Source organism: candidate division Zixibacteria bacterium HGW-Zixibacteria-1 (assembly GCA_002838945.1).
Classification (GTDB): domain Bacteria; phylum Zixibacteria; class MSB-5A5; order GN15; family PGXB01; genus PGXB01.
Genome location: PGXB01000024.1, coordinates 4,930 through 25,121 on the forward strand (window position 1 = coordinate 4,930; position 20,192 = coordinate 25,121).

A 20,192-nucleotide genomic window follows, 5' to 3' on the forward strand; every position below is an offset into this window, starting at 1 on the left:
TTATATGATCGACTATGTTTATTACAGCGGCAACGGACCGTATCCGTTCCTCCACCTTGGTGACGTTAACAACGATACCGTTGTCGACGGCGCTGATGTCGCGTTCCTGGTTAATTATTACTTTAATTTTGGACCGTGCATCATGGGTGATTGGACACTGTCCGGTTATTGATGACAACGATCGAAAATACAAGCAAGCAGGGCCCCGCGGCCCTGCTTTTTTTGTGCTTATAAGCAGATTATATGTTATGGTTGACACCCGCCTTGCACATTGATATTATTTAAACAAGTGTCAATTCATAATAAGAAATATTATGTCGGAACTGCTGATGGTAATTGTCGGCGGATTGCTTCTCGGAATCGGTCTGTCCAAAACGATCGGCATATCATACCTGATGGTCTACCTGATCATCGGCGCCATTACCAATAATATGTCAATGATGCATCGTCTGGTATATGCCGAGATGCGCCAGATAGAGATGCCTTTTTATATCGCTTTTTTTGTACTTTCGGGGGCGAGTCTGGAATTAGCGCAGCTTGGAAACCTTGGATTGCTGGGCCTGGCCTATTTGATACTTCGTCCGACAGGCAAATTCCTGGGGGCCTTTTTTGCCGGAAGAAAATCAGGCGCCGGCGAAATTATATATAGAAATCTCGGCTTGGCTCTTTTGCCTCAGGCCGGTGTGGCTATCGGATTGGTGCTGACCGTAACGGAATCCCACCCGGAGATGGGTGGAATAATCGGCACGGTCATTTTTTCATCGGTTATAATTTACGAGGGAATCGGCCCGTTTCTGACGAAATTCGCTATTGCCCGGGCCGGGGAAATACATCTCCAGGAATAGGCCTGCAGACAATTATCAAGCTTATGTTTGAATTGGAAAACGATAATTAGCTTTTTTGAATAGTACTCTTTTGTGGTGATTTGAATATTTTTAGCGTAAAACTATCTATCGCCCACCCAATCATTCAATTATGTCCATACCCGACAAAGGGTCGGGTTGTTTTCCGGATTCCACGAAAAATCAAGTTTTGGCATGGCTTGTATCTCCCTGTATTCTTGTTAATCGGGCTTGACAATTGAAAGTAAAGCGGTATATCTTAACGCTCACAAATTGACTTGCCAGAAGTTTGTAACCGAAGTTAAAGTATAGGAATATCTTATGGATATTGTTAAGCAGCTCGGTATATTGGCTTTCGGGAGTCGTCTCAAGAGATTCACCGAGAGACTGATGAGAGATGTTTCTCGAATATATCGGGAGCAGGATATCGACTTTGAGGCCCGCTGGTTCCCGGTCTTTTATCTTCTTAAGCTGGAATCAGACATGGCCATTACTGAAATTGCTGCGACTCTGGGAATGACCCACCCGGCGATAAACCAGATTGCCGGAGAAATGTCGCGTGACGGTTTGATAATTTCGGTCAAGGATAAAAATGACGAACGGCGAAGGCTGCTCTCCCTGTCGGCCAGGGGGCGAGCTATGGTTCCCGCCCTTGAGCTGCTCTGGCAGGACATTAGCGACGCTACCAATGAGATCCTTGAGGAGGGTGATGCCGGTTTTCTTGAATCGGTTGACCGGATGGAAAACGCTCTTGACCAGAAAGAGCTGTATGATCGGATAACGGCGAGAATTAAGGTGCGCCAGTACGAAGCGATAAGAATTATTGAGTTTGAGTCCGGCCTGGAGAAACATTTCAAGGCGCTTAATTATGAGTGGCTGGAAAAATATCATCATGTCGAACCCGCCGATAAAATACTCCTCGATGATCCTCAGGGCAAGATCATAGCCAGGGGGGGATGGGTGATTTTTGCCAGGCTGGATGATAAAGTGGTAGGCACAGGAGCCTTGATCAAACATGATGATCTGACATATGAGATCGCCAAGATGGCCGTTACGGAAAAATTGAGGGGGCGGCAGGCAGGGAAAAAATTAACCTGCGCATTAATTGACCGGGCGCTGGAAGTCGGCGCCAAAAGAATATTCCTTCAAACCAACCCCAATATGATTCCGGCCATCTCGCTTTACAGGAAACTGGGTTTTGTCGATTGTGGGGATATTGTTCCGCCCCGATATGAGCGGGAGTCGCTGACAATGATATTAAATTTAAAAGATACAAAGTTGAGAGAAAAGGAAGATGAAAAGAGAAACGTATAAAGCCGCCGCAAAAAGATTCATTACGATAGCACTGTTTGGGCTGTTGCTGATTCCTGTAACCGGAGAAATCGTCAGGGCTCAAATATCGCAGACGGAAGAAAGGGAAATTACTGCGGCCATTCAGGCCGAAATCATCGACAGCTTCAGTGCCGCGCTGAATGAGATATATGTCTTTCCCGATGTAGCCAAAAAAATGGAAAAACACCTTCGCAAAAGACTCAAGGAAAAGGCCTATGACGATAAAAAAACGCCGGGTGCTTTTGCCGATGCGCTGACCACTGACCTGCAGGAGATAAGCAAAGACAAGCATCTTGGGGTACGGCAAGTCACCCCTGAATTTGTAGAAAATTATCTTGGTGATACGCTGACGGATGACGCCAGGGAAGAAGATCTTCGGAGAAAAGAGTATAAGAATTTTGATTTTATCAAAGTCGAGCGCCTGAACGGCAACGTCGGTTATTTGAAATTCAACAGTTTTGAGGAGGCCGAAACCGGAGGGGCCACGGCGGTGGCCGCCCTTAATTTTCTGGCTCATGTCGATGTATTAATAATCGACTTGCGCGATAACGGGGGCGGCGAACCCAGTATGATACAATTGATAACGAGTTATTTTTTCGATTATCCGGTACATCTGAACAGTTTCTACATTCGCCAGTTGGATTCCATCCAGCAATTCTGGACACAGGCTTATGTCGAAGGCCCAAGAATGAGCGATGTCGATCTCTAAATCCTGACCAGCAATTACACTTTTTCCGGGGCCGAGGAGTTTTCATACAACCTGAAGAACCTTGGGCGGGCGACAATCATCGGCGAAACCACCGGCGGCGGCGCCCACCCGGTAGCGACGCGCATTTTTCCAAATCTGTTGGTTTTGGCCAGGGTCTCTTATGGAAGGGCCATTAATCCGATTACAGGGACCAATTGGGAAGGTGTCGGTGTGAAACCGCATATCGAGGTCGCCGCCAGTGAAGCATTCGATGTGGCCTATATCGAGGCATTGAAAAAGTTGAAAGAAAAGGCTGGTGAAGAGGGGAGGGCCTTCACTCTGCAATGGGCCATTGACGGCTTGGAAGCCAAACTTCATCCGATTACAGTGGAACCGGAGAAACTGACAAGCTGTGTCGGCGTCTATGGTCCCAGAGTTATAACGTTCGAAAACGGTTTGCTTTATTATCAGCGTGAGGAACGCCCCAAAATGGTTTTGACACCTATGGCTGAAGATTTATTTATGGTCGGAGATATTGAATATTTCAGGATAAGAATTGTCAGGGATAATGATGGTCGTGCAATTGCCCTTGATGGCATGTATGACAACGGGAATATAGATAATTCGCTTCGATCAGACGGCAAATAATTAGTCTTGGAACTTTCGCCGGCGGGTCGGAAATAAATTAATTCAGCCCGCCGTTTTTTTGATTTTTTATTTATTTTTCAATAATCGCTCTATAAAATCGTAATGATTATGAATAGATTATTTTGAACAAATGGCCGTTGATTGAAGTCCGCCGCGCGCGAATAGCGGTTTGGACAATAAGTCAATGCCGTTCAAATAATTAGCGACAAATTCAAAGATTAATATATCCACGGGCATCTTAGAAGAGTTAAAAAAAGTATAAATGTGGGAACAAAAACTGTAAACTAACGGTAATAGTAATTATTACTAATGAGTTTTATTATGAAAACAGAAAACATGCAGAGAATGACAGATCAACGCCGGGTAATCCTTGAGGAATTACGCGGTACCGTAGCCCACCCGACCGCCGATGAGTTGTATCGGACTGTCAGAAAACGGTTGCCCAAAATAAGTTTGGGCACTGTTTATCGAAATCTCGACATCCTGACAAAGGCAGGCTTGATTCATAAGCTTGATTTTGGGGCCGGCCAGAGCCGTTATGATGCTGATTTAAGCGAACATTATCATGTTCGCTGTGTCGATTGCAATCGTCTGGTTGATGTCATGGGTTTGCCGAGGTTTGATTATGACACGGAGATACTTTCACAGAGTCAATTTGAGATTATCGGTCACAGCCTGGAGTTTCTCGGCATATGTCCCGACTGCCAGCCAAAACAGGCCGGCATGATGGAAATGCCGCACTGAAAATCGGTTGGTGATTACTGTCATTAAAAAGAACGTGTGGAGAAAGAGGAATCCTGTAAAATTGGATTTTACGACCTTAAAATCTTACTTATAGTACATTATTTAAAATTGGTGGAGGCAAGTTGATGAGTACGAAGGAAATTCAGGAAAAAATCGTTGATAACATGAGGCGCTGGCAGAAAATCGAAAATGCTTCGGTCGCGTCTACCGGTAGAGTCATTGAGAAGACCGACAATCCAATTGTCCGTCTGGTCATGGAATTAATTCAAAGAGATTCTCAGTTTCACTATCGCGTTCAGCAAATGATAGCCGACAGCCTGGAAAGCAAGGCTATTGCCTTGAGTCCCGATGAACTGGGTGATGTTTGGGGGATGATTGAAGATCATATAAGGCTGGAGGAGAAAACGGTGGAACTGGCGCAGGAGGCGCTCGCGGCATTAAAAGGCAAGAAGATGCTGGTTCAGGAATATCTATTGAATTACCTGTTGGAAGACGAACTGAAGCATAACAAAATTTTGGACCACCTGCAGAAAATAAAAGCGGGCATGTACCCGTACGCATAACCATACAAGAAAAGGAAATTAAAATGAGAGAAAGAAAGAATATCATAAAAATGAAGGGCAATCCGCTGACCCTGGTCGGACATGAAGTAAATGTCGGCGACAATGCCCCGGATTTTACCGTTCTGGGTGAGAATCTTGAGCCGGTCACGCTTTCATCATTCAAGGGAAAGACGGTTGTTATTGTTTCGGTTCCGTCGATTGATACTCCGGTGTGCGATGTGGAAACCCGCCGGTTTAATCAGGAGGCCGTCAAGCTTGGTGATAAGGTGGCTATTCTGGGGATCAGCATGGATCTTCCGTTTGCACAGAAGCGCTGGTGCGGCGCGGCCGGTGTCGAGAAAGTAAAAATGCTCTCGGATTATCGCGATGCTTCTTTCGGCAATAATTTCGGTGTCCTGATAAAAGAGCTCAGGCTGCTGGCCAGAACGGTGTTTATTATAGATCCGAAAGGCAGAGTGGCTTATATACAATATGTCGAAGAGACCACCACCGAGCCGAATTATGATGAAGTTCTGACGGCGCTGAAGAAAATGGCCTGAGCGGATACTCGGACCAATTATTGGCAGGATAAAAGGTAAATGGAATATAGAATAGAACGTGACACCCTTGGAGAAGTAAAGGTACCTAAAGACACCTATTACGGCGCCCAGACCCAGCGGGCCGTGGATAATTTCAAAGTAAGTTCTCTGCGGCTGCCACCGGCCTTTATTCGGGCTCAGGCTGTCATTAAGAAGGCGGCGGCGATGGCCAATATCGCTGCCGGTAATCTCGATAAAGCGGTCGGGGAAGCGATTATTAAGGCAGCCGACGAGGTGATGGCCGGGAAATTCGACGATCAATTCGTGGTCGATGTTTTCCAGGCCGGCGCCGGAACTTCCCAGAACATGAATATCAATGAGATTCTGGCCGCCCGTGCATCGGAATTGCTTGGCGGAAAAAAGGGCGACTACAGCAAAGTGCACCCCAATGATCATCCCAATATGAGCCAATCGACCAATGATACGATTCATGTCGCCATTCATATTTCCGCCTATACCGAGATTCAAAAAAATCTGCTTCCGGCGCTGGAACGGCTGGAGAAAGCTCTCGGGGTAAAGGCGGCCGAGTATGATGGTATTGTCAAGTCGGGCCGGACGCATCTTCAGGATGCTGTTCCGATTCGGCTCGGCCAGGAATTCGGCGGCTATGCCGCCATGATCCGGAAGGGCCGCAATCGGGTCGCCCATGCTTCGGAGGCGCTGCTCGAACTATGCATCGGCGGAACCGCGGTCGGTACCGGTATCAACACCGATCCACATTATCGGGAAAATGCCCTGAGGGCCATCAATGAGATGACCGGATATGACTTTCGTGAACCGGAAAATATGTTCGAGGCGATGCAGAATCTCGACGCCGTGGTCGAAATGGCCGGGGCCCTGCGGGTGGTTGTCACCAGTCTGCGCAAGATAGCCGATGATTTCCGCTTGCTGAGTTCCGGGCCGAGGACCGGCCTGGCAGAGATACAACTTCCGCCGGTTCAGCCGGGATCTTCGATTATGCCGGGCAAGGTGAATCCGGTTATGGCCGAGATGCTCGACATGGTTTGTTTTCAGGCCATGGGCTGCGATACCACGCTGGTGACGGCGGGCCAGGCGGGGCAGATTGAATTAAACGTCATGATGCCGGTTGTGGCTTATAATCTTCTTCTGGAGATTCAGATACTTTCGGGCGGCGTTGGCAGCTTTGTTGATCGCTGTGTGACCGGAATCACGGCCAACGAGAAACAGTGCCGATTGTATGCCGAAAAAAGCGCGGCTCTGGCGACCGCTTTGAATCCGCAGATCGGCTATCAGCGGGCGGCGGAACTGGCCAAAGAGGCGCTCGAAAAAGATGAACTGATTCGGGATCTGGTTATATCGAAAAATATTATGGATAAAGAAAAATTGGAAAATATACTCAACATCCACGACATGACCATTGACCCGGCCGACAAAAAAGAGAAATAAAGTTTTTTGCGAAGTAAAGCTCGATATTTGCCGGCAGAACCGTATCAAGTAAAACTTTTTGGATTTAATATTTAACGGAGGACTACAACGTGAAGCTCGACTCGATTAACAAAGTTCTGGATTTCGCCATTGAAAAAGAACAGGACGCCGCCGACTTTTATACCGACCTGGCCAGCAAAATGAAGAAAAAGAATATGAAAGAGATATTCGAGCAATTTGCGCTTGAGGAGAAAAGCCATAAAGCCAAACTGCAGCAGGTCAAGGGCGGTAAGCTGGATCTCTCGCCGGTCAATCAAAAGATCATGGATTTGAAAATCGCGGAGACTCTTGCCGATGTCGATACCGACGGCAAATTTGACTATCAGCAGGCCCTGATCGTGGCCATGAAGAATGAAAAGAACTCGTACAGATTATATACCGATTTGGCCGGGATGATCGATGATCCGAGTGTAAAACAGCTTTTCCTGGGACTTGCTCAGGAAGAGGCCAAACATAAATTACGTTTTGAAATTGCTTATGATGATGATATCCTGGTCGAAAATTAAACCGGACCATATTATCTCTTGAATAGAAAGGGGAATACAATGTTAAGCAAGAAAATCGAAAAGGCCTTTAATGAACAAATAAATGCCGAGATGTTTTCATATTATATATATCTCGCCATGTCGGCCTGGCTGGACGAAAAGGGGTTCGTGGGTATGTCGAAGTGGATGAGACTGCAGGCCGATGAAGAGATGATTCATGCCATGAAATTTTATGATCATGTTCTCGAGCGCAACGGCTCTATAAAGCTGACAGTCATTGAGGGCCCGAAAATTACATGGAAGGCGCCGCTCGATGTCTTTAAAGCCGGTCTGGAGCATGAGCAGATGATAACCGGGCGCATCAACAATCTGGTCAAATTGGCTCACGAGGAAAGTGACTATGCTTCGCATAGTTTCCTGCAGTGGTTTGTCGATGAACAGGTCGAGGAAGAGGCCAACGCCCAGACCATTATCGATCAGTTGACAATGGTTTCCGGAAACCCGGCGGCCCTGTTTCTGGTCGATCGTGAACTTGGCCTGCGTCAGCCGGCCGCGGCCGCCGATGCGGCTGCCCAGTAAAATTGAATTCGCGGTTAATGAACGGAGAGGCAAGCTCATACTGAATCCGGGGATTTGAATTTCTAAAGAGGAGTTTTTAATGTCATTTCTAGTAACAAAGCGGGCGCCCGATTTTACCGCAAAATCGGTTATGCCCGACAATACATTCGAGGACCTGACGCTGTCGTCATATCGAGAAAAATATGTCATCCTGTTTTTCTATCCGCTTGACTTTACCTTTGTCTGTCCGTCCGAAATAATCGCCTTCAATGCCAGGCTGGATGATTTTAAGAGCAGAAATTGTGAGGTAATCGGGGTCTCGGTCGATTCCGAATATTCACACTGGGCCTGGAAACAAACGCCGGTCAACAAGGGCGGAATCGGTAACATCCAGTATCCGCTGGTTTCCGATATCACGAAGAAGATTTCCCGTGATTATGGGATTTTGTTTGAGGATTCGGTGTCGCTTCGCGGCCTTTTCCTGATCGACAGGGAAGGCGTTATCCGGCATGCCGTAATCAATGACCTGCCGCTCGGCCGCAGTGTCGATGAGGCGTTGCGTATGCTGGATGCCCTTCAATTCTGCGAGAAGCACGGCGAGGTTTGTCCCGCTAACTGGAAAAAGGGTGATGAGGGGATGAAAGCGACGGCGGAGGGGGTCGCCAATTATCTTGCCACTCATGACGTAAAGTGATGTATCGAACCGAAAACGAAAAGATGTATTGATTAGCCGGGAGCCGACGAAGATGATAACAAAAGAAGCCAATGCCATCGTGGTTCAAAGAATCGAAATTGCGCCGGGATTAATAAAATTGAGAGTGGTTCCCGACGGATGGGAACTGCCCGTGTTTACCGCCGGGCAATACAGCCTTCTTGGGCTGCCGGGGTCGGCTCCCCGCTATCAGTCATCGGAAGAGGAAAAAGAGCCGCCGGATGCGAACAAGCTTATCTTGCGAGCTTATTCGGTCGCCTCATCATCGGTGGCCAATGAATATCTCGAATTTTATGTGGCGCTGGTGCGTTCCGGGAGGTTCACGCCGCGATTATTCAATCTGAAAATCGGGGACAGGCTCTGGCTCTCGACTCACTTTTCGGGCATGTTTACGCTGGCCGATGTTTCTCCCGAATTCAACGTCGTTCTTATTGCCACCGGAACCGGCGTGGCTCCTTATATGAGCATGATCCGCACCGAGGTTTATGAAGGGCTGCGGCATAAATTCGCGGTCATACACGGGGCCAGGAATTCCTGGGACCTGGGTTATCATGAGCAGTTGACTACTCTCGACAAACTGAGCGATCACTTCTCATATATTCCCATTATCAGTGATGCTCACAACGAAGCGGTTCCGTGGAAAGGGCATACCGGCTTCGTGCAGAAAATCTGGACCGACGGCGCCCTCGATGCCAAATGGGGTTTTCATCCGACTTCCCAGGACACCCATGTTTTTCTGTGCGGGAATCCAAATATGATCGATGATATGGTTAAGCTGCTGACGAGCGAAGGTTTTTACGAGCAGACCAAGGAAGCACCCGGTAATATTCACCTTGAGCGGTACGATTGATTCATTTAATCCGTTCGGATTAAATCCTACAATTTATATAGCATTAAATAGATTGCAATTCCGCTGAGGGAGACGAACATCCAGACCGGCCAGATCCACCGGACGATTTTCCTGTGCTTTTCAAATCTGGAGCGGAAGGCGAAATACAGTGCCGCCAAAATAAACGGCACCATCACTCCGGCCAGGATGACATGAGGGACCAGGATAATATAGTAAACCGGCCGGGTCCAGTCGTGATAAGGATATGGGACCGAACCGACCTGATAATGATAAATCAGATATGATATCAGAAATAAAGCCGAAGAAACCACGGAGCTCAGCATGATTTTCTTGTGAATGGCTCGATTGCCCTGTTTGATCTTGATATATCCGAACATCAGCAGGGCGGCGCTGACGGCATTGAGAAAGGCATTGATAGTCGGAAGCGAGGCAGTGGTCACGGCATCTCCCGCAAAAGTTTACTGATATCAGTCTTGATATTATCGATACTGGTTTCGTCCATGCCGTCATGATAGCTGCGAATTCTGCCGAGTTGGTCGACCACCACGAATTTGGTCGTATGCCCCATGGGCAGTCCCTCGGCGGCCAGCATGAAGCCGTTTTCGCTCAGGTTAATGACCTCTTCCACCGGCGCCCAAAGAAAGACCCAGCGATTATCTGTGACGCCGTGCTCTTCGGCATATCTGTTCAGCGTCTCAAGCGTATCACGCTCGGGATCGACCGTAATTGACACGATTTGCACCCTGTCGATGCCCTTGTAATACCCATACAACTCACCCATATTGACAACCATGATCGGGCATTTTGTTTTACAGTTCGAGAACATAAAATCAACCACACTGATCTTGCCCTTCATGTTTTCCAATCCAAACGGCTCGCCGCCACGTTCGGTGAATTCGAAATCAGGTACCTGCCCGAGAATCGGCAGTTCGGAGCGTGAATGGTCGGCCTGGTTGATTACCAGAAGGGCCATGATGGTCAGGATTATCAGGGCGGCGACGATCAATACTACAAGTTTTGGCAGACTTCTTTCCGTGCTCATTTAATTCTCCTGTTTTTTTTTCATGGCTGTGTATAAAATAAGGCAGAGGCCGATAATCAGACTGGCTGTCCAGAGGTGCAACACCTGCATGACCGGCGGTATGGCTCCGATGTATAGCGTAATTCCCAGGAGCAGTTGAAGGCAGACCAGAATTATTATTCCAAAACTGCTTTGTTTGACCAGCGTTGAGGGCCGGCTGCCGCCTGCGAGTAATCTGAATACGGCGAAAAATGCCAGAAAGGTTACGATTGTACCTAGAATGGTATGGACATGACTTATTATTCCCACTTTATCGAGCCAGGCCGATGCCGGCAGCTCCGGAAATTGGCGGGCATTGATTTCAATGGCCGATCGCACCTGTGTCCCCATTATTACCTGTATTATGACGACGATCCACAGCAAGCCGATCCATAATTTCATACCGGCTGGGTATCGCGCATCTTTTTCGGCGTCAGGTTTGGCCAGATGACGCGCCTGCAGCGAGACGTAAAGCAGCAGGCTGACAATTATAAAGGCAATAACCATATGCGCGGTGACGATGATCGGCTCCAGTTCGGAGGCAACCACGCGGCTTCCCTGCCAACCCTGAAATGCGACCAGTAAGGCGGCCAGTATCGAGGGAACTATTATTTTGGGGCGGTTGCGAAAATTCCTGATGGCCAGAAAGGCGACGATTACGATTAAAAATCCGATTGTAACCCCGACCAACCGGTTGATATACTCTATCCAGGCAAGGGTAAAGTTAAACATGGCCGGGTCCATATCAGGCGGCAGTTGAGCGGCGCTTGTCGGGGGAACCCAGCGGCCGAAGCACTTCGGCCAGTCGGGACAGCCTAACCCGGCTCCCGAAACGCGTACCAGTCCGCCGACAAAGATCAGGAAATAGGTGGCAACTGTGGCAATGATGGCAAATTTCTTGAAATTCTTTATTTTCTCAAGCATCGGATCACCCGGAAAATTTTCCAGTATTTAACGCCGCAGTGAATCTTGAGTCAATATAAAAATAACCGCGGGCTCTATGATCAATGGCCCCGATCCGGTAAAACAGACGCAGTATCGTCAATAATCTCTATCTGCAGTGAGTCGGCGGCTTTTTTCTCGTACATCGCAGCCTCATTTTTAATCGGTGAAGATGTGTCGGGGTTGACCTGGCCGCGAAGGACAATATCAAACATGGTCAGGGCAATGAACAGCCCCAGAAAGAGAAGCGCCGTTACGAAGATAATCATGTATATCTTTTTATCATACAACAGGTGCATGAAAAACAGTGCCACCAGCAGGCCCTTGATAGTGGCCACACCGAAAGCAATGACGGCGTTCCAGCCGCCGAGATGAATGAATGACACACTGACCGTGATGATCGTCAGAATAAACAGGGCCACGGCCACAGCCAGATAGGTCCTGACGGGTATTACATGTTCTTTATATTTGCTTTCACTCATATCAATCACCTCAACCAATCAGATAAAGCAGCGGAAAGAGATAAATCCAAATCAGGTCAACCAGGTGCCAGTATAGACCCGTCATTTCCACCGGGGTGTAGTACTCCGCCGAAAAATCATTGCGAATTGTTCTGAACAGTATCCAGCCGATCGCGCCCATCCCGGCGAGAACATGAATCCCGTGCAATCCGGTCATGGCGAAATAAATACCGAAAAATATATGCGGGTTATTTCCGGCGACACCGGTAAAGGTGTAATATTTTCCGGGAAGCTGCCCCAGGTGAAATTTATGACTGTATTCAAAATACTTTATTACCAGAAAGACGGCCGCCAGCGCCAGTGTTGTTATCAGAAATATTATCGTCTTTTTTCTGTTGCCTGTCTGGATAAAGCGAATGGCCAGCGCCATTGTCAGCGAGCTGGAAATCAGCACAAAAGTATTAATGGTGCCGAGAGTAACATTCAGAAATTTATGGGCATTGTAAAACATGTCCGGGTTCCAGGCCCGATAGACGGTGTAGGTGACAAACAATCCGCCGAACAGGAGAACCTCGGTCAGGAGGAATATCCACATGCCCATCTTGGCCGAATCGCGCTGTTGTTCGACTTCGCTGAAATGGTGTGCCAGATGAGCCGGATGGCTGTCGTGCTGATCACTCATTTATGGATAGGTCCTTTCCGGGACGATTTTGTCATAGTCATATGGTCCATGTGTAAATACCGGAGTTTTCTCGAAATTCTCTCTGGGCGGGGGAGAAGTCGATTCCCATTCGAAGGTCAAAGCGCCCCAGGGATTATTGCCGGCCGGTTGGCCTTTTTTGAGGGAGTGAATCAAATAGACCGCCATTATTATGAACCCGACCGCCATGATCCATGAACCGTACGAAGAAAATGCATGCAGCGGCTGGTACTGGTCAAGATAACTGTAGTACCTTCGCGGCATTCCTTTCGCGCCAAGAATAAACTGAGTAAAGAACGTCACATTAAATCCGACAAAAACGAAAATCCAGGCGACAAAGGCCCACTTTTGATTGAACATCCGACCCCATATTTTGGGCCACCAGTAATGCAGTCCGCCCAAAAAGGCCATGACCGTTCCGCCCACCATTACATAATGGAAATGAGCCACAACGAAGTAAGTGTCATGCAGGTGGACATCGATCGCCAGCGCCCCGAGAAAAATGCCGGTTAAGCCGCCGATAGTAAAAAGGAACAGAAAGGCCAGAGTGTAGAGCATCGGGGTACCGAATTCGATCCGCCCCTTATACAGTGTTGCCAGCCAGTTGAAGACCTTAATACCGGAAGGGATACCGACCAGAAATGTAAGAAACGAAAATATGGTTGCGGCCAATTGCGACTGCCCGCTGACAAACATGTGATGTCCCCAAACCAGGAAACTGATAAAAGCAATGGCCAGCGACGAAAAGGCGATGGCTTTATAACCGAAAATCTTTCTGCGTGAAAAGACCGAAATGAGCTCGCTGATAATGCCCATTCCCGGAAGAATCATGATATAAACGGCCGGATGCGAATAAAACCAGAAGAAATGCTGGTACAGAACCGGATCGCCGCCCATGGCCGGGTCGAAAATTCCGATTCCGAATGATTTTTCCAGTATCAGCAGGATCAAAGTTATGCCCAGAACCGGTGTCGCCAGAACCTGAATTATGGCTGTGGCATATAGTCCCCAGACGAACAGCGGCAGTTTGAACCAGGTCTGGCCGGGCGCGCGAAGTTTATGGATGGTGACAATGAAATTCAAACCGGTGAATATCGAGGAAAACCCGAGGATGAAAACGCCAAGGGTCATCGATATGACGGAACTGGTCGATTGCGTGCTGTATGGCGTATAGAAGGTCCAGCCGGTATCGACGGCGCCGGTATAGATTGAATAAACGGCAAACAAAGAACCGAAAATGTATATATACCAGCTGGCGAGATTAAGCCGGGGAAAGGCTACATCTTTGGCGCCCAGCATTTGCGGCAACACAAAATTTCCCAGTGCCGCCGGGATCGAGGGAATGATGAACAGGAAGATCATAATGGCGCCGTGCAGCGTAAAAAACTGGTTGTACGTTCCGGCATCGACAATGTCCTTACCCGGGTGCAGGAGCTCGATTCTTACGAGTATGGCGAAAATGCCGCCGACTAGGAAGGCGGTCATTATGCTGAATAGATACAACACGCCGATCCGTTTATGATCCAGAGTGAACAGCCAGGATAATATTCCTTTCGGATCATTCAGGTAATTTTTTTCAGGCATCGTGTTCATAAATATTTATCCGTGTTACTTCAATGTCTTTAAAAATGCAATGATGGCATCTATCTCGCGATCGCCAAGCAGACCCTGGTAGGTCGGCATGACCGGTTCGAAGCCGGCCACCACATGGGCCTGCGGTTCCAGGACGGATTGGCGAATGTAATTTTCATCGGCGGTCAATTTGTCGCCCTTGGTGAAAACACGGGTTTTGCCGAAGATACCATTGAAAGCCGGCCCGACCAGCGTTTTATTTTCGATGCTGTGGCAAGTGTTGCAGGCCTTGGCGACATAAAGTTTCTGCCCGTACTCCTCCAGCGACATGCCTTCGCCGCCACTCGATCCCGCTTCCAGCCAGGCAGCATACTCTCTTTCCGAAACCACCTTTACCTTCCCGATCATGGTAGAATGTCCGTCACCGCAAAACTCGGTGCAAAAGAGATTGTAATTACCGACATGGGTCGCCTCGAACCATGTTACCGAATAGCGATTGGGGAGAACGTCCATTTTGATTCGAAAATCCGGCACGAAGAAACTGTGAATAACGTCTTTGGAAGACATCAGCAGTTTGACCGGTTTACCGACCGGGACCACCAACTCATTGACCGTTTTGGCTCCTTCCGGATAATCAAATGACCAGAACCATTTCTGGCCGGTGACTTTCACCTCCATGGCGTCCTTGGGTACGACATTCATTTTCATATAAATTTTGAATCCCCAGAAAAATACAATAATCACCAGAATAGTGGGAATTACAGACCACAATAACTCCAGTTTGAGGTTATGTGTCATTCCCTTAGTCGGTTCGGGGACTTCTTTTTTCCGGCGGCGATAACGGATGCTTAAAAAGACGATTCCAAATAAGACAATGGCGAAAAGTGCCAGCGACGCATAAAACAGAAAATAAAATAAAGCGTCAACTTCGCCCGCAATAGTCGATCCGCCCGGGGGCAGGAACAATGTGCCCGTAGTGTCCATAAAAAAAGATCCTCAAAGCCAATTATTCTGTAACAGCAAAAAGGTTCAAACTGTTCTGGTTTTTTTTCGACTTCCCTTCAGCCACAAAAAGAAAATCAGGGCGCCCAGCAAAACAAGGGTTGCCAGCCCGCCCAGTTTCATAATATTGGCGGCAAAAATGGTATAGCTGCCGGCGCTGGGATCATAGTGATAGCAGTATAATATCAGCCTGTCAATGGTGTTCCCGACCTTGCCTTCGGCGGCCTCCATCAAAGCCAGCCGAACATCCAGTTCCTTGAATTGAATTCCGTAGAAATATCGCGATATTTTGCCATCAGGAGTCAGAATTGTTATGACCGCCGCATGGGCATACTGCTTATTATCTTCATCATAATAATACTCGAACCCGATGGCATCGGCCAGGGCCCGTGACCGCTGTGCCGGGCCGGTAAAAAAGACCCAGCCATTCTCTACTCCCGCTTTGTCGATGCTTTCAATGTAATTTTTCTTCTTGGCCGCCGCCAGGACCGGCGTTTCGGTCGAGTCAATACTCACGGTCAGAATCTGAAACTGCTTTCCGGGCACCCAGTCCATTTCTTTGACCACATCGCGGACCCCGTTAAAGACCAGGTTGCATAACATCGGGCAGGTATAGTAGCCCATGATCAGAATAACCGGTTTGCCCTGATTAAAATACTCGGCCAGCTTCACTTCCCGGCCGTCATCGGCGGTAAAAGTCAGGTCAAGCGGAATTTGGTTCCCCGGATGCTCATTGACACCGATCCCCTTGAGTTTTTTTGGGTTTTCTTCAATCACCTGCCCGGGTGAGACCGAAAAAAGAACCATGATTATTAATAAAACAATGACTGCCTTTGGGGCAGTCCGAAAGTTTGAATAATTTTTCATAATCAGTTTTGCTATTGCTTGCCGGCCTTGGCCATTCTCTCGCGATAGGCTTCATCGGCCGTAAGCTGTTTGGCGCGCTCGATGGGGATTCGGAACACCGAATCCGCCGAATTCAGCAGCTTATAGCTGCCCAGCTCCTCGATTTCACGGGCACGCAATTCCCGGAGCGGCGCCGACTCCGGCCTTAAAACCTGCTCATAAACAATTTCTTCCTTCATGGCTGAAAATTGATCAACCACAAAGATAATTACGATAATCAGAAGGATAATTCCCAATATACCGTAAAGAAAAACCTTCTTTAGATTGACATCACTTTTTTCGTAGCCGATGTCATGAGATTCGCTGTTATTTTTATCGATATCAGCCATATTTCCAGAGTTAATTACTAATAAATTTAATCGACGATTCAAGATTCGGATCGCCGACCGGCACAATTGGATTGGCCGTCATTCTCTTCCAGAAAAGCCACAGGAAGATGCCGCCGATTCCCATCATGGCGGTCAGGTCCATCCATGACAGATGCAGGCCGTGCTGATGCAGGTTCGGCATAACAATCCAATATATATCCACCCAGTGCATTATCAGGATCCATATCGTTATAATTTTCAACAAGGTCGGGTTCCTTTTGGGTGTCTGCGGGAAAAGTATGAAAAACGGAATGATGAAGTGCCCGAAGACAAGTATCAGGCTGACCGTTTTCCATGTCCCCGTCCAGCGATGCAAGAACCAGATCGTTTCTTCGGGAATATTCCCGTACCAAATCAGGAAATACTGCGAAAAGGCCATATAGCCCCAGAATATGGTAAAGGCGAAGATCAGTTTCCCCAGGTCATGATAATGTTCACCGGTGATGCTTCCTTCAAGGATACCGCGGCTTTTGAGTCTCAATATTACAAAAGTAATAAATGAAAGCATGGCCAGCAGGGCGCCGGAAAATATATATACCCCGAAAATAGTCGAATACCAGTGGGCATCAAGTGACATCAGCCAGTCGAAGGAGGCAAAGGTGATCGTCAGCGCAAACAGAATCGTTCCGGGAGCGCTGACAATTCTCATTCTTCCGGCCAGAACCTCGCTGTGTCCGCGATCCTGCTGCAATGATGCTCCGCAGAGTATCCGGCAGATGGTGAACCATATCAGGAAATAGACGACGGCGCGTATTATAAAGAAGGGCACGTTCAGGTAGCCGGATTTGCCCTGAAGGAGGGCGTCGTCGGCGACGACATCGCTATGCGACCAATGATAGAGATCATGCAGGCCGAAAATAATCGGAATGAAAAATATAATCATAAAGGGAACGATCATCGCCAGATTCTCGGTAAAGCGCCTTATGACAACGCTCCACTTGGCGCCGACCAGGTGATGCAGCATCGAGAAAAACAATCCGCCCAGTCCGATTAACAGCCAGTAAACGAACGCAGTCAGGTAAGAATGATAAAACTGCGCGGTATCGACAAAGTAACCGACAATACTGAGCGCCAGTCCGATAACGCCGATCACCAGAGCGATGGTTCCAAATTTGCCTGCATCCGTCAGGCGGTATGTCTTGCTGTCGAACTTCATAATTACTTTACTATTTTACCGTTTCTCTCAACTCGACCGGAATATCTTGAATGGCGGCATTCTGGCTTCTTTGCAGCGCCCGCAAATAGGCCACAATGGCCCAGCGATCTTCGGGCGGAATCTGGTTCCGGTATGACGGCATGTTCCTGACACCGTGCGTGATAATGTCGAATATCCTTGCGTCGGGGAATTCCCTGATACGGTCGGAGTGAAAACTCGGCGGCGGAACATAGCCGCGCGTTATCATAATGCCCTTGCCGTCGCCCACGCGGCTGTGACACGGTGAACAATATATTTTAAACCGCTCCTGGCCGCGGTCGAGAAGTTGCATGGTTACCTCGACCGGAGCCTTTTTCACGAAGTTGTCTTTGTCATCTTTGCCCTTGTAAAAGACATCGTCATCTTCAAGTTCACCCCGAGCCACTGTTCCGGCAACCGGTGTTCGCATAGTGGCGCTGTCATTGAAAAAAGCGCTCTTCGACTGCGTCTTGTATTTGGGCTGGTTATCCATATCCGGGTTCAGGTGTATCGGCGGTTTTTCCGAGGGCCGTTTGCGGGCACAACCCAAAGACAGCATCACGAATGTGCACGCTATCAGCGTAAGTGCGATATATATTCTAAATTTTTTCATATCAAACATCACGGCTCTTTCAGAACCTCCGGATTTGTCCCACCGATTGATTCCAAAAAACTTCTTGTTTTTTCCGTGTCGTACATCGGATCATCAGCTTCGATGCTGATAAAGAAACCGTCATCGGAAGCTTTAACAAAACGATCCGAATAGAAAATCGGATGATGCAGCCGCGGCAGGCCGTTCAGGATTAACATGGCCAGCAGTGCGGTAACTGCCGACAGAAGCACGCCCAGGGCAAATGTCACCGGCACATAGGCCTGGAAACTGAAAAACGGTTTACCCGAAATCACCAGCCGGTAATCGACAGTGCTAGTCCACCACTGCAGACCTAATGCGGCCGATGTTCCAAACAGCGCCGCGAGTCCGACAATCCACCCGAGCGGCGACCGTTTCAGGCCCATGGCCCGGTCCATACCATGAATCGGAAAGGGCGAGTGGCAATCGAATTTCTTATAGCCGGCATCACGGATTTTTTCCGCCGCCTTCAGCAAAGCCGCTGGGCTCGAAAATTCGGCCAGGATTCCCTCAACTTTATGTTTCACGACTTCACTCATGCCGGTCTCCTTCGGTGTGGTGCGGATCGGCCTGCGGCAGAACGCCTTTTACCTCCGCCATTGCAATCATCGGCAGGAAGCGTATGAACAGCAGAAACAGCGTAAAGAACAGGCCGAATGATCCGACGAAAGTGCTTATATCCCAGATAGTCGGGGCGTAATAACCCCAGCTCGACGGCAGGAAATCTTTCGACAATGAAGTGACCACGATTACAAACCTTTCGAACCACATACCGACATTTATCAGGATCGATGCAATAAACATGACCGGGATGCACCGCCGCAGTTTCTTGAACCAGAACATCTGGGGGATAAGAACATTGCAGCTGATCATAATCCAGTACGCCCAGGCGTACTGCCCGAAGGCCCTGTTGATAAAAACAAATTGCTCGTAGATATTGCCGTTGTACCAGGCGATGAAAAACTCAATGCTGTAGGCATAACCAACCATCATTCCGGTCAGGAGCATAATCTTGTTCATTTTCTCCAGATGACCGAGAGTGATAATATGCTCGAGATGGAATAATTTGCGGGCAATGATGGTCAGTGTTACTACCATGGCGAACCCGGAGAAGATGGCCCCCGCCACGAAATACGGCGGGAAGATGGTCGTATGCCAGCCGGGAAGAATCGACACGGCAAAGTCGGTACTGACAACACTATGCACCGAGAGAACCAGCGGCGTGGAAATACCGGCCAGAATCAGGTAGGCCAGTTCATAATGTTTCCATTGCCGGTTGCCACCGCGCCAGCCCAGTGAGAGAAATCCGAAAATTATCTTTTTGATTCTGGTTTTGGCCCGGTCCCTGAATGTGGCCAGGTCGGGTATCAATCCGGTGTACCAGAACAACAACGACGCTATAAAGTACGTACTTACGGCAAAAACGTCCCAGAGCAGAGGGGAACGGAAGTTCGGCCACATCGACATCTGGTTGGGAACCGGGAACATCCAGTACACCACCCAGATACGTCCGACATGTATCGCCGGAAATATCAGCGCGCAGGATACCGCAAAGAGCGTCATGGCTTCGGCAAACCTGTTGATCGAGGTCCGCCAGCGCTGCCGCAGCAGGAAGAGAATGGCCGATATCAATGTTCCGGCATGGCCGATACCGACCCACCAGACAAAATTAATAATCGCCCAGCCCCAGCCGACCGGATTGTTCAGGCCCCAGATACCGACTCCCTCGAAGATCAGATAACCGATCGAGCCGAACAGGACAAACATCAGCGAAACCGCCGCGCCGAGGGCAAGATACCAGACACCGGGCGTTTTACGCTCGGTGATCCGGCTTATTTCTTCGGTAATGCTTCCGAAGGTCGGATTCTTCTCGATCAGCGGGGAATCCCCGCCGGGAATAATCCCTGAATCTGTTATACCTTTACTCACA

General features: G+C 48.5%; 25 protein-coding genes. 12 read left to right on the forward strand and 13 right to left on the reverse strand.

The features are described 5' to 3' along the window. Positions 1-314 precede the first annotated feature (314 nt). From CVT49_09915 to CVT49_09970, 12 genes are all read left to right on the forward strand, one after another. Positions 315-845: a hypothetical protein gene (locus CVT49_09915; protein PKK83115.1), complete on the forward strand. Its 531-nt coding sequence runs from the start codon at positions 315-317 to the stop codon at positions 843-845. Between the two features lie 318 nt (positions 846-1,163). After that, entirely contained in the window at positions 1,164-2,156 is a 993-nt protein-coding gene (locus CVT49_09920; GenBank protein ID PKK83116.1) for a MarR family transcriptional regulator, read from the forward strand. Beyond that, complete coding sequence (locus CVT49_09925) at positions 2,137-2,883, forward strand: hypothetical protein (GenBank protein PKK83117.1); 747 nt, start codon at positions 2,137-2,139, stop codon at positions 2,881-2,883. The genes CVT49_09920 and CVT49_09925 overlap by 20 nt, the downstream gene beginning before the upstream one ends. Further along, complete coding sequence (locus CVT49_09930; GenBank protein PKK83118.1) at positions 2,884-3,510, forward strand: hypothetical protein; 627 nt, start codon at positions 2,884-2,886, stop codon at positions 3,508-3,510. It begins immediately after the preceding gene. A gap of 336 nt (positions 3,511-3,846) precedes the next feature. Then, positions 3,847-4,254 carry a transcriptional repressor gene (locus CVT49_09935; protein ID PKK83119.1) on the forward strand — a complete coding sequence of 136 codons (408 nt, stop codon included), beginning with the start codon at positions 3,847-3,849 and terminating at the stop codon, positions 4,252-4,254. Between the two features lie 125 nt (positions 4,255-4,379). Further along, positions 4,380-4,817 carry a hypothetical protein gene (locus CVT49_09940; protein ID PKK83120.1) on the forward strand — a complete coding sequence of 146 codons (438 nt, stop codon included), beginning with the start codon at positions 4,380-4,382 and terminating at the stop codon, positions 4,815-4,817. Positions 4,818-4,840: 23 nt separating this feature from the next. Then, on the forward strand, positions 4,841-5,356 hold the full coding sequence (locus tag CVT49_09945) for a thiol peroxidase (protein PKK83121.1): 516 nt from the start codon (positions 4,841-4,843) through the stop codon (positions 5,354-5,356). A gap of 39 nt (positions 5,357-5,395) precedes the next feature. Then, on the forward strand, positions 5,396-6,802 hold the full coding sequence (gene aspA, locus CVT49_09950; protein ID PKK83122.1) for an aspartate ammonia-lyase: 1,407 nt from the start codon (positions 5,396-5,398) through the stop codon (positions 6,800-6,802). 89 nt (positions 6,803-6,891) lie between these two features. After that, positions 6,892-7,347 (forward strand): rubrerythrin, encoded by a 456-nt coding sequence (locus tag CVT49_09955; protein PKK83123.1) that lies wholly within the window; start codon positions 6,892-6,894, stop codon positions 7,345-7,347. Positions 7,348-7,386: 39 nt separating this feature from the next. Continuing rightward, positions 7,387-7,905, forward strand: a complete 519-nt coding sequence (locus CVT49_09960) for a ferritin (protein PKK83124.1) — start codon at positions 7,387-7,389, stop codon at positions 7,903-7,905. Positions 7,906-7,984: 79 nt separating this feature from the next. Then, on the forward strand, positions 7,985-8,578 hold the full coding sequence (locus tag CVT49_09965) for a thioredoxin peroxidase (protein PKK83125.1): 594 nt from the start codon (positions 7,985-7,987) through the stop codon (positions 8,576-8,578). 52 nt (positions 8,579-8,630) lie between these two features. Continuing rightward, on the forward strand, positions 8,631-9,446 hold the full coding sequence (locus CVT49_09970) for a hypothetical protein (protein PKK83126.1): 816 nt from the start codon (positions 8,631-8,633) through the stop codon (positions 9,444-9,446). A 26-nt stretch (positions 9,447-9,472) separates the two neighbouring features. Here the strand turns inward: CVT49_09970 and CVT49_09975 are convergent, their stop codons facing one another. From CVT49_09975 to CVT49_10035, 13 genes are all read right to left on the reverse strand, one after another. Then, positions 9,473-9,886, reverse strand: coding sequence for a DUF420 domain-containing protein (locus CVT49_09975; GenBank protein PKK83127.1), 414 nt, complete (start codon positions 9,884-9,886; stop codon positions 9,473-9,475). Further along, positions 9,883-10,488: a hypothetical protein gene (locus CVT49_09980; protein ID PKK83128.1), complete on the reverse strand. Its 606-nt coding sequence runs from the start codon at positions 10,486-10,488 to the stop codon at positions 9,883-9,885. The genes CVT49_09975 and CVT49_09980 overlap by 4 nt, the downstream gene beginning before the upstream one ends. After that, on the reverse strand, positions 10,489-11,430 hold the full coding sequence (locus CVT49_09985; GenBank protein PKK83129.1) for a hypothetical protein: 942 nt from the start codon (positions 11,428-11,430) through the stop codon (positions 10,489-10,491). A gap of 80 nt (positions 11,431-11,510) precedes the next feature. Continuing rightward, positions 11,511-11,930, reverse strand: coding sequence for a cytochrome c oxidase subunit IV (locus CVT49_09990; GenBank protein PKK83130.1), 420 nt, complete (start codon positions 11,928-11,930; stop codon positions 11,511-11,513). A 10-nt stretch (positions 11,931-11,940) separates the two neighbouring features. Next, positions 11,941-12,591 carry a cytochrome C oxidase subunit III gene (locus CVT49_09995; protein ID PKK83131.1) on the reverse strand — a complete coding sequence of 217 codons (651 nt, stop codon included), beginning with the start codon at positions 12,589-12,591 and terminating at the stop codon, positions 11,941-11,943. Then, entirely contained in the window at positions 12,592-14,202 is a 1,611-nt protein-coding gene (ctaD, locus tag CVT49_10000; protein ID PKK83132.1) for a cytochrome c oxidase subunit I, read from the reverse strand. Positions 14,203-14,217: 15 nt separating this feature from the next. After that, positions 14,218-15,165: a cytochrome c oxidase subunit II gene (gene coxB, locus CVT49_10005; protein PKK83133.1), complete on the reverse strand. Its 948-nt coding sequence runs from the start codon at positions 15,163-15,165 to the stop codon at positions 14,218-14,220. Between the two features lie 45 nt (positions 15,166-15,210). Next, positions 15,211-16,050, reverse strand: coding sequence for an SCO family protein (locus tag CVT49_10010; GenBank protein ID PKK83134.1), 840 nt, complete (start codon positions 16,048-16,050; stop codon positions 15,211-15,213). 11 nt (positions 16,051-16,061) lie between these two features. After that, positions 16,062-16,418 carry a hypothetical protein gene (locus CVT49_10015; GenBank protein PKK83135.1) on the reverse strand — a complete coding sequence of 119 codons (357 nt, stop codon included), beginning with the start codon at positions 16,416-16,418 and terminating at the stop codon, positions 16,062-16,064. Positions 16,419-16,428: 10 nt separating this feature from the next. Continuing rightward, positions 16,429-17,613: a hypothetical protein gene (locus CVT49_10020; protein ID PKK83136.1), complete on the reverse strand. Its 1,185-nt coding sequence runs from the start codon at positions 17,611-17,613 to the stop codon at positions 16,429-16,431. A 10-nt stretch (positions 17,614-17,623) separates the two neighbouring features. Beyond that, positions 17,624-18,244, reverse strand: coding sequence for a quinol:cytochrome C oxidoreductase (locus CVT49_10025; protein PKK83171.1), 621 nt, complete (start codon positions 18,242-18,244; stop codon positions 17,624-17,626). Positions 18,245-18,252: 8 nt separating this feature from the next. Next, positions 18,253-18,801, reverse strand: coding sequence for a DUF3341 domain-containing protein (locus CVT49_10030; protein ID PKK83137.1), 549 nt, complete (start codon positions 18,799-18,801; stop codon positions 18,253-18,255). After that, entirely contained in the window at positions 18,794-20,191 is a 1,398-nt protein-coding gene (locus CVT49_10035) for a hydrogenase (GenBank protein ID PKK83138.1), read from the reverse strand. The genes CVT49_10030 and CVT49_10035 overlap by 8 nt, the downstream gene beginning before the upstream one ends. Position 20,192: the final 1 nt, after the last annotated feature.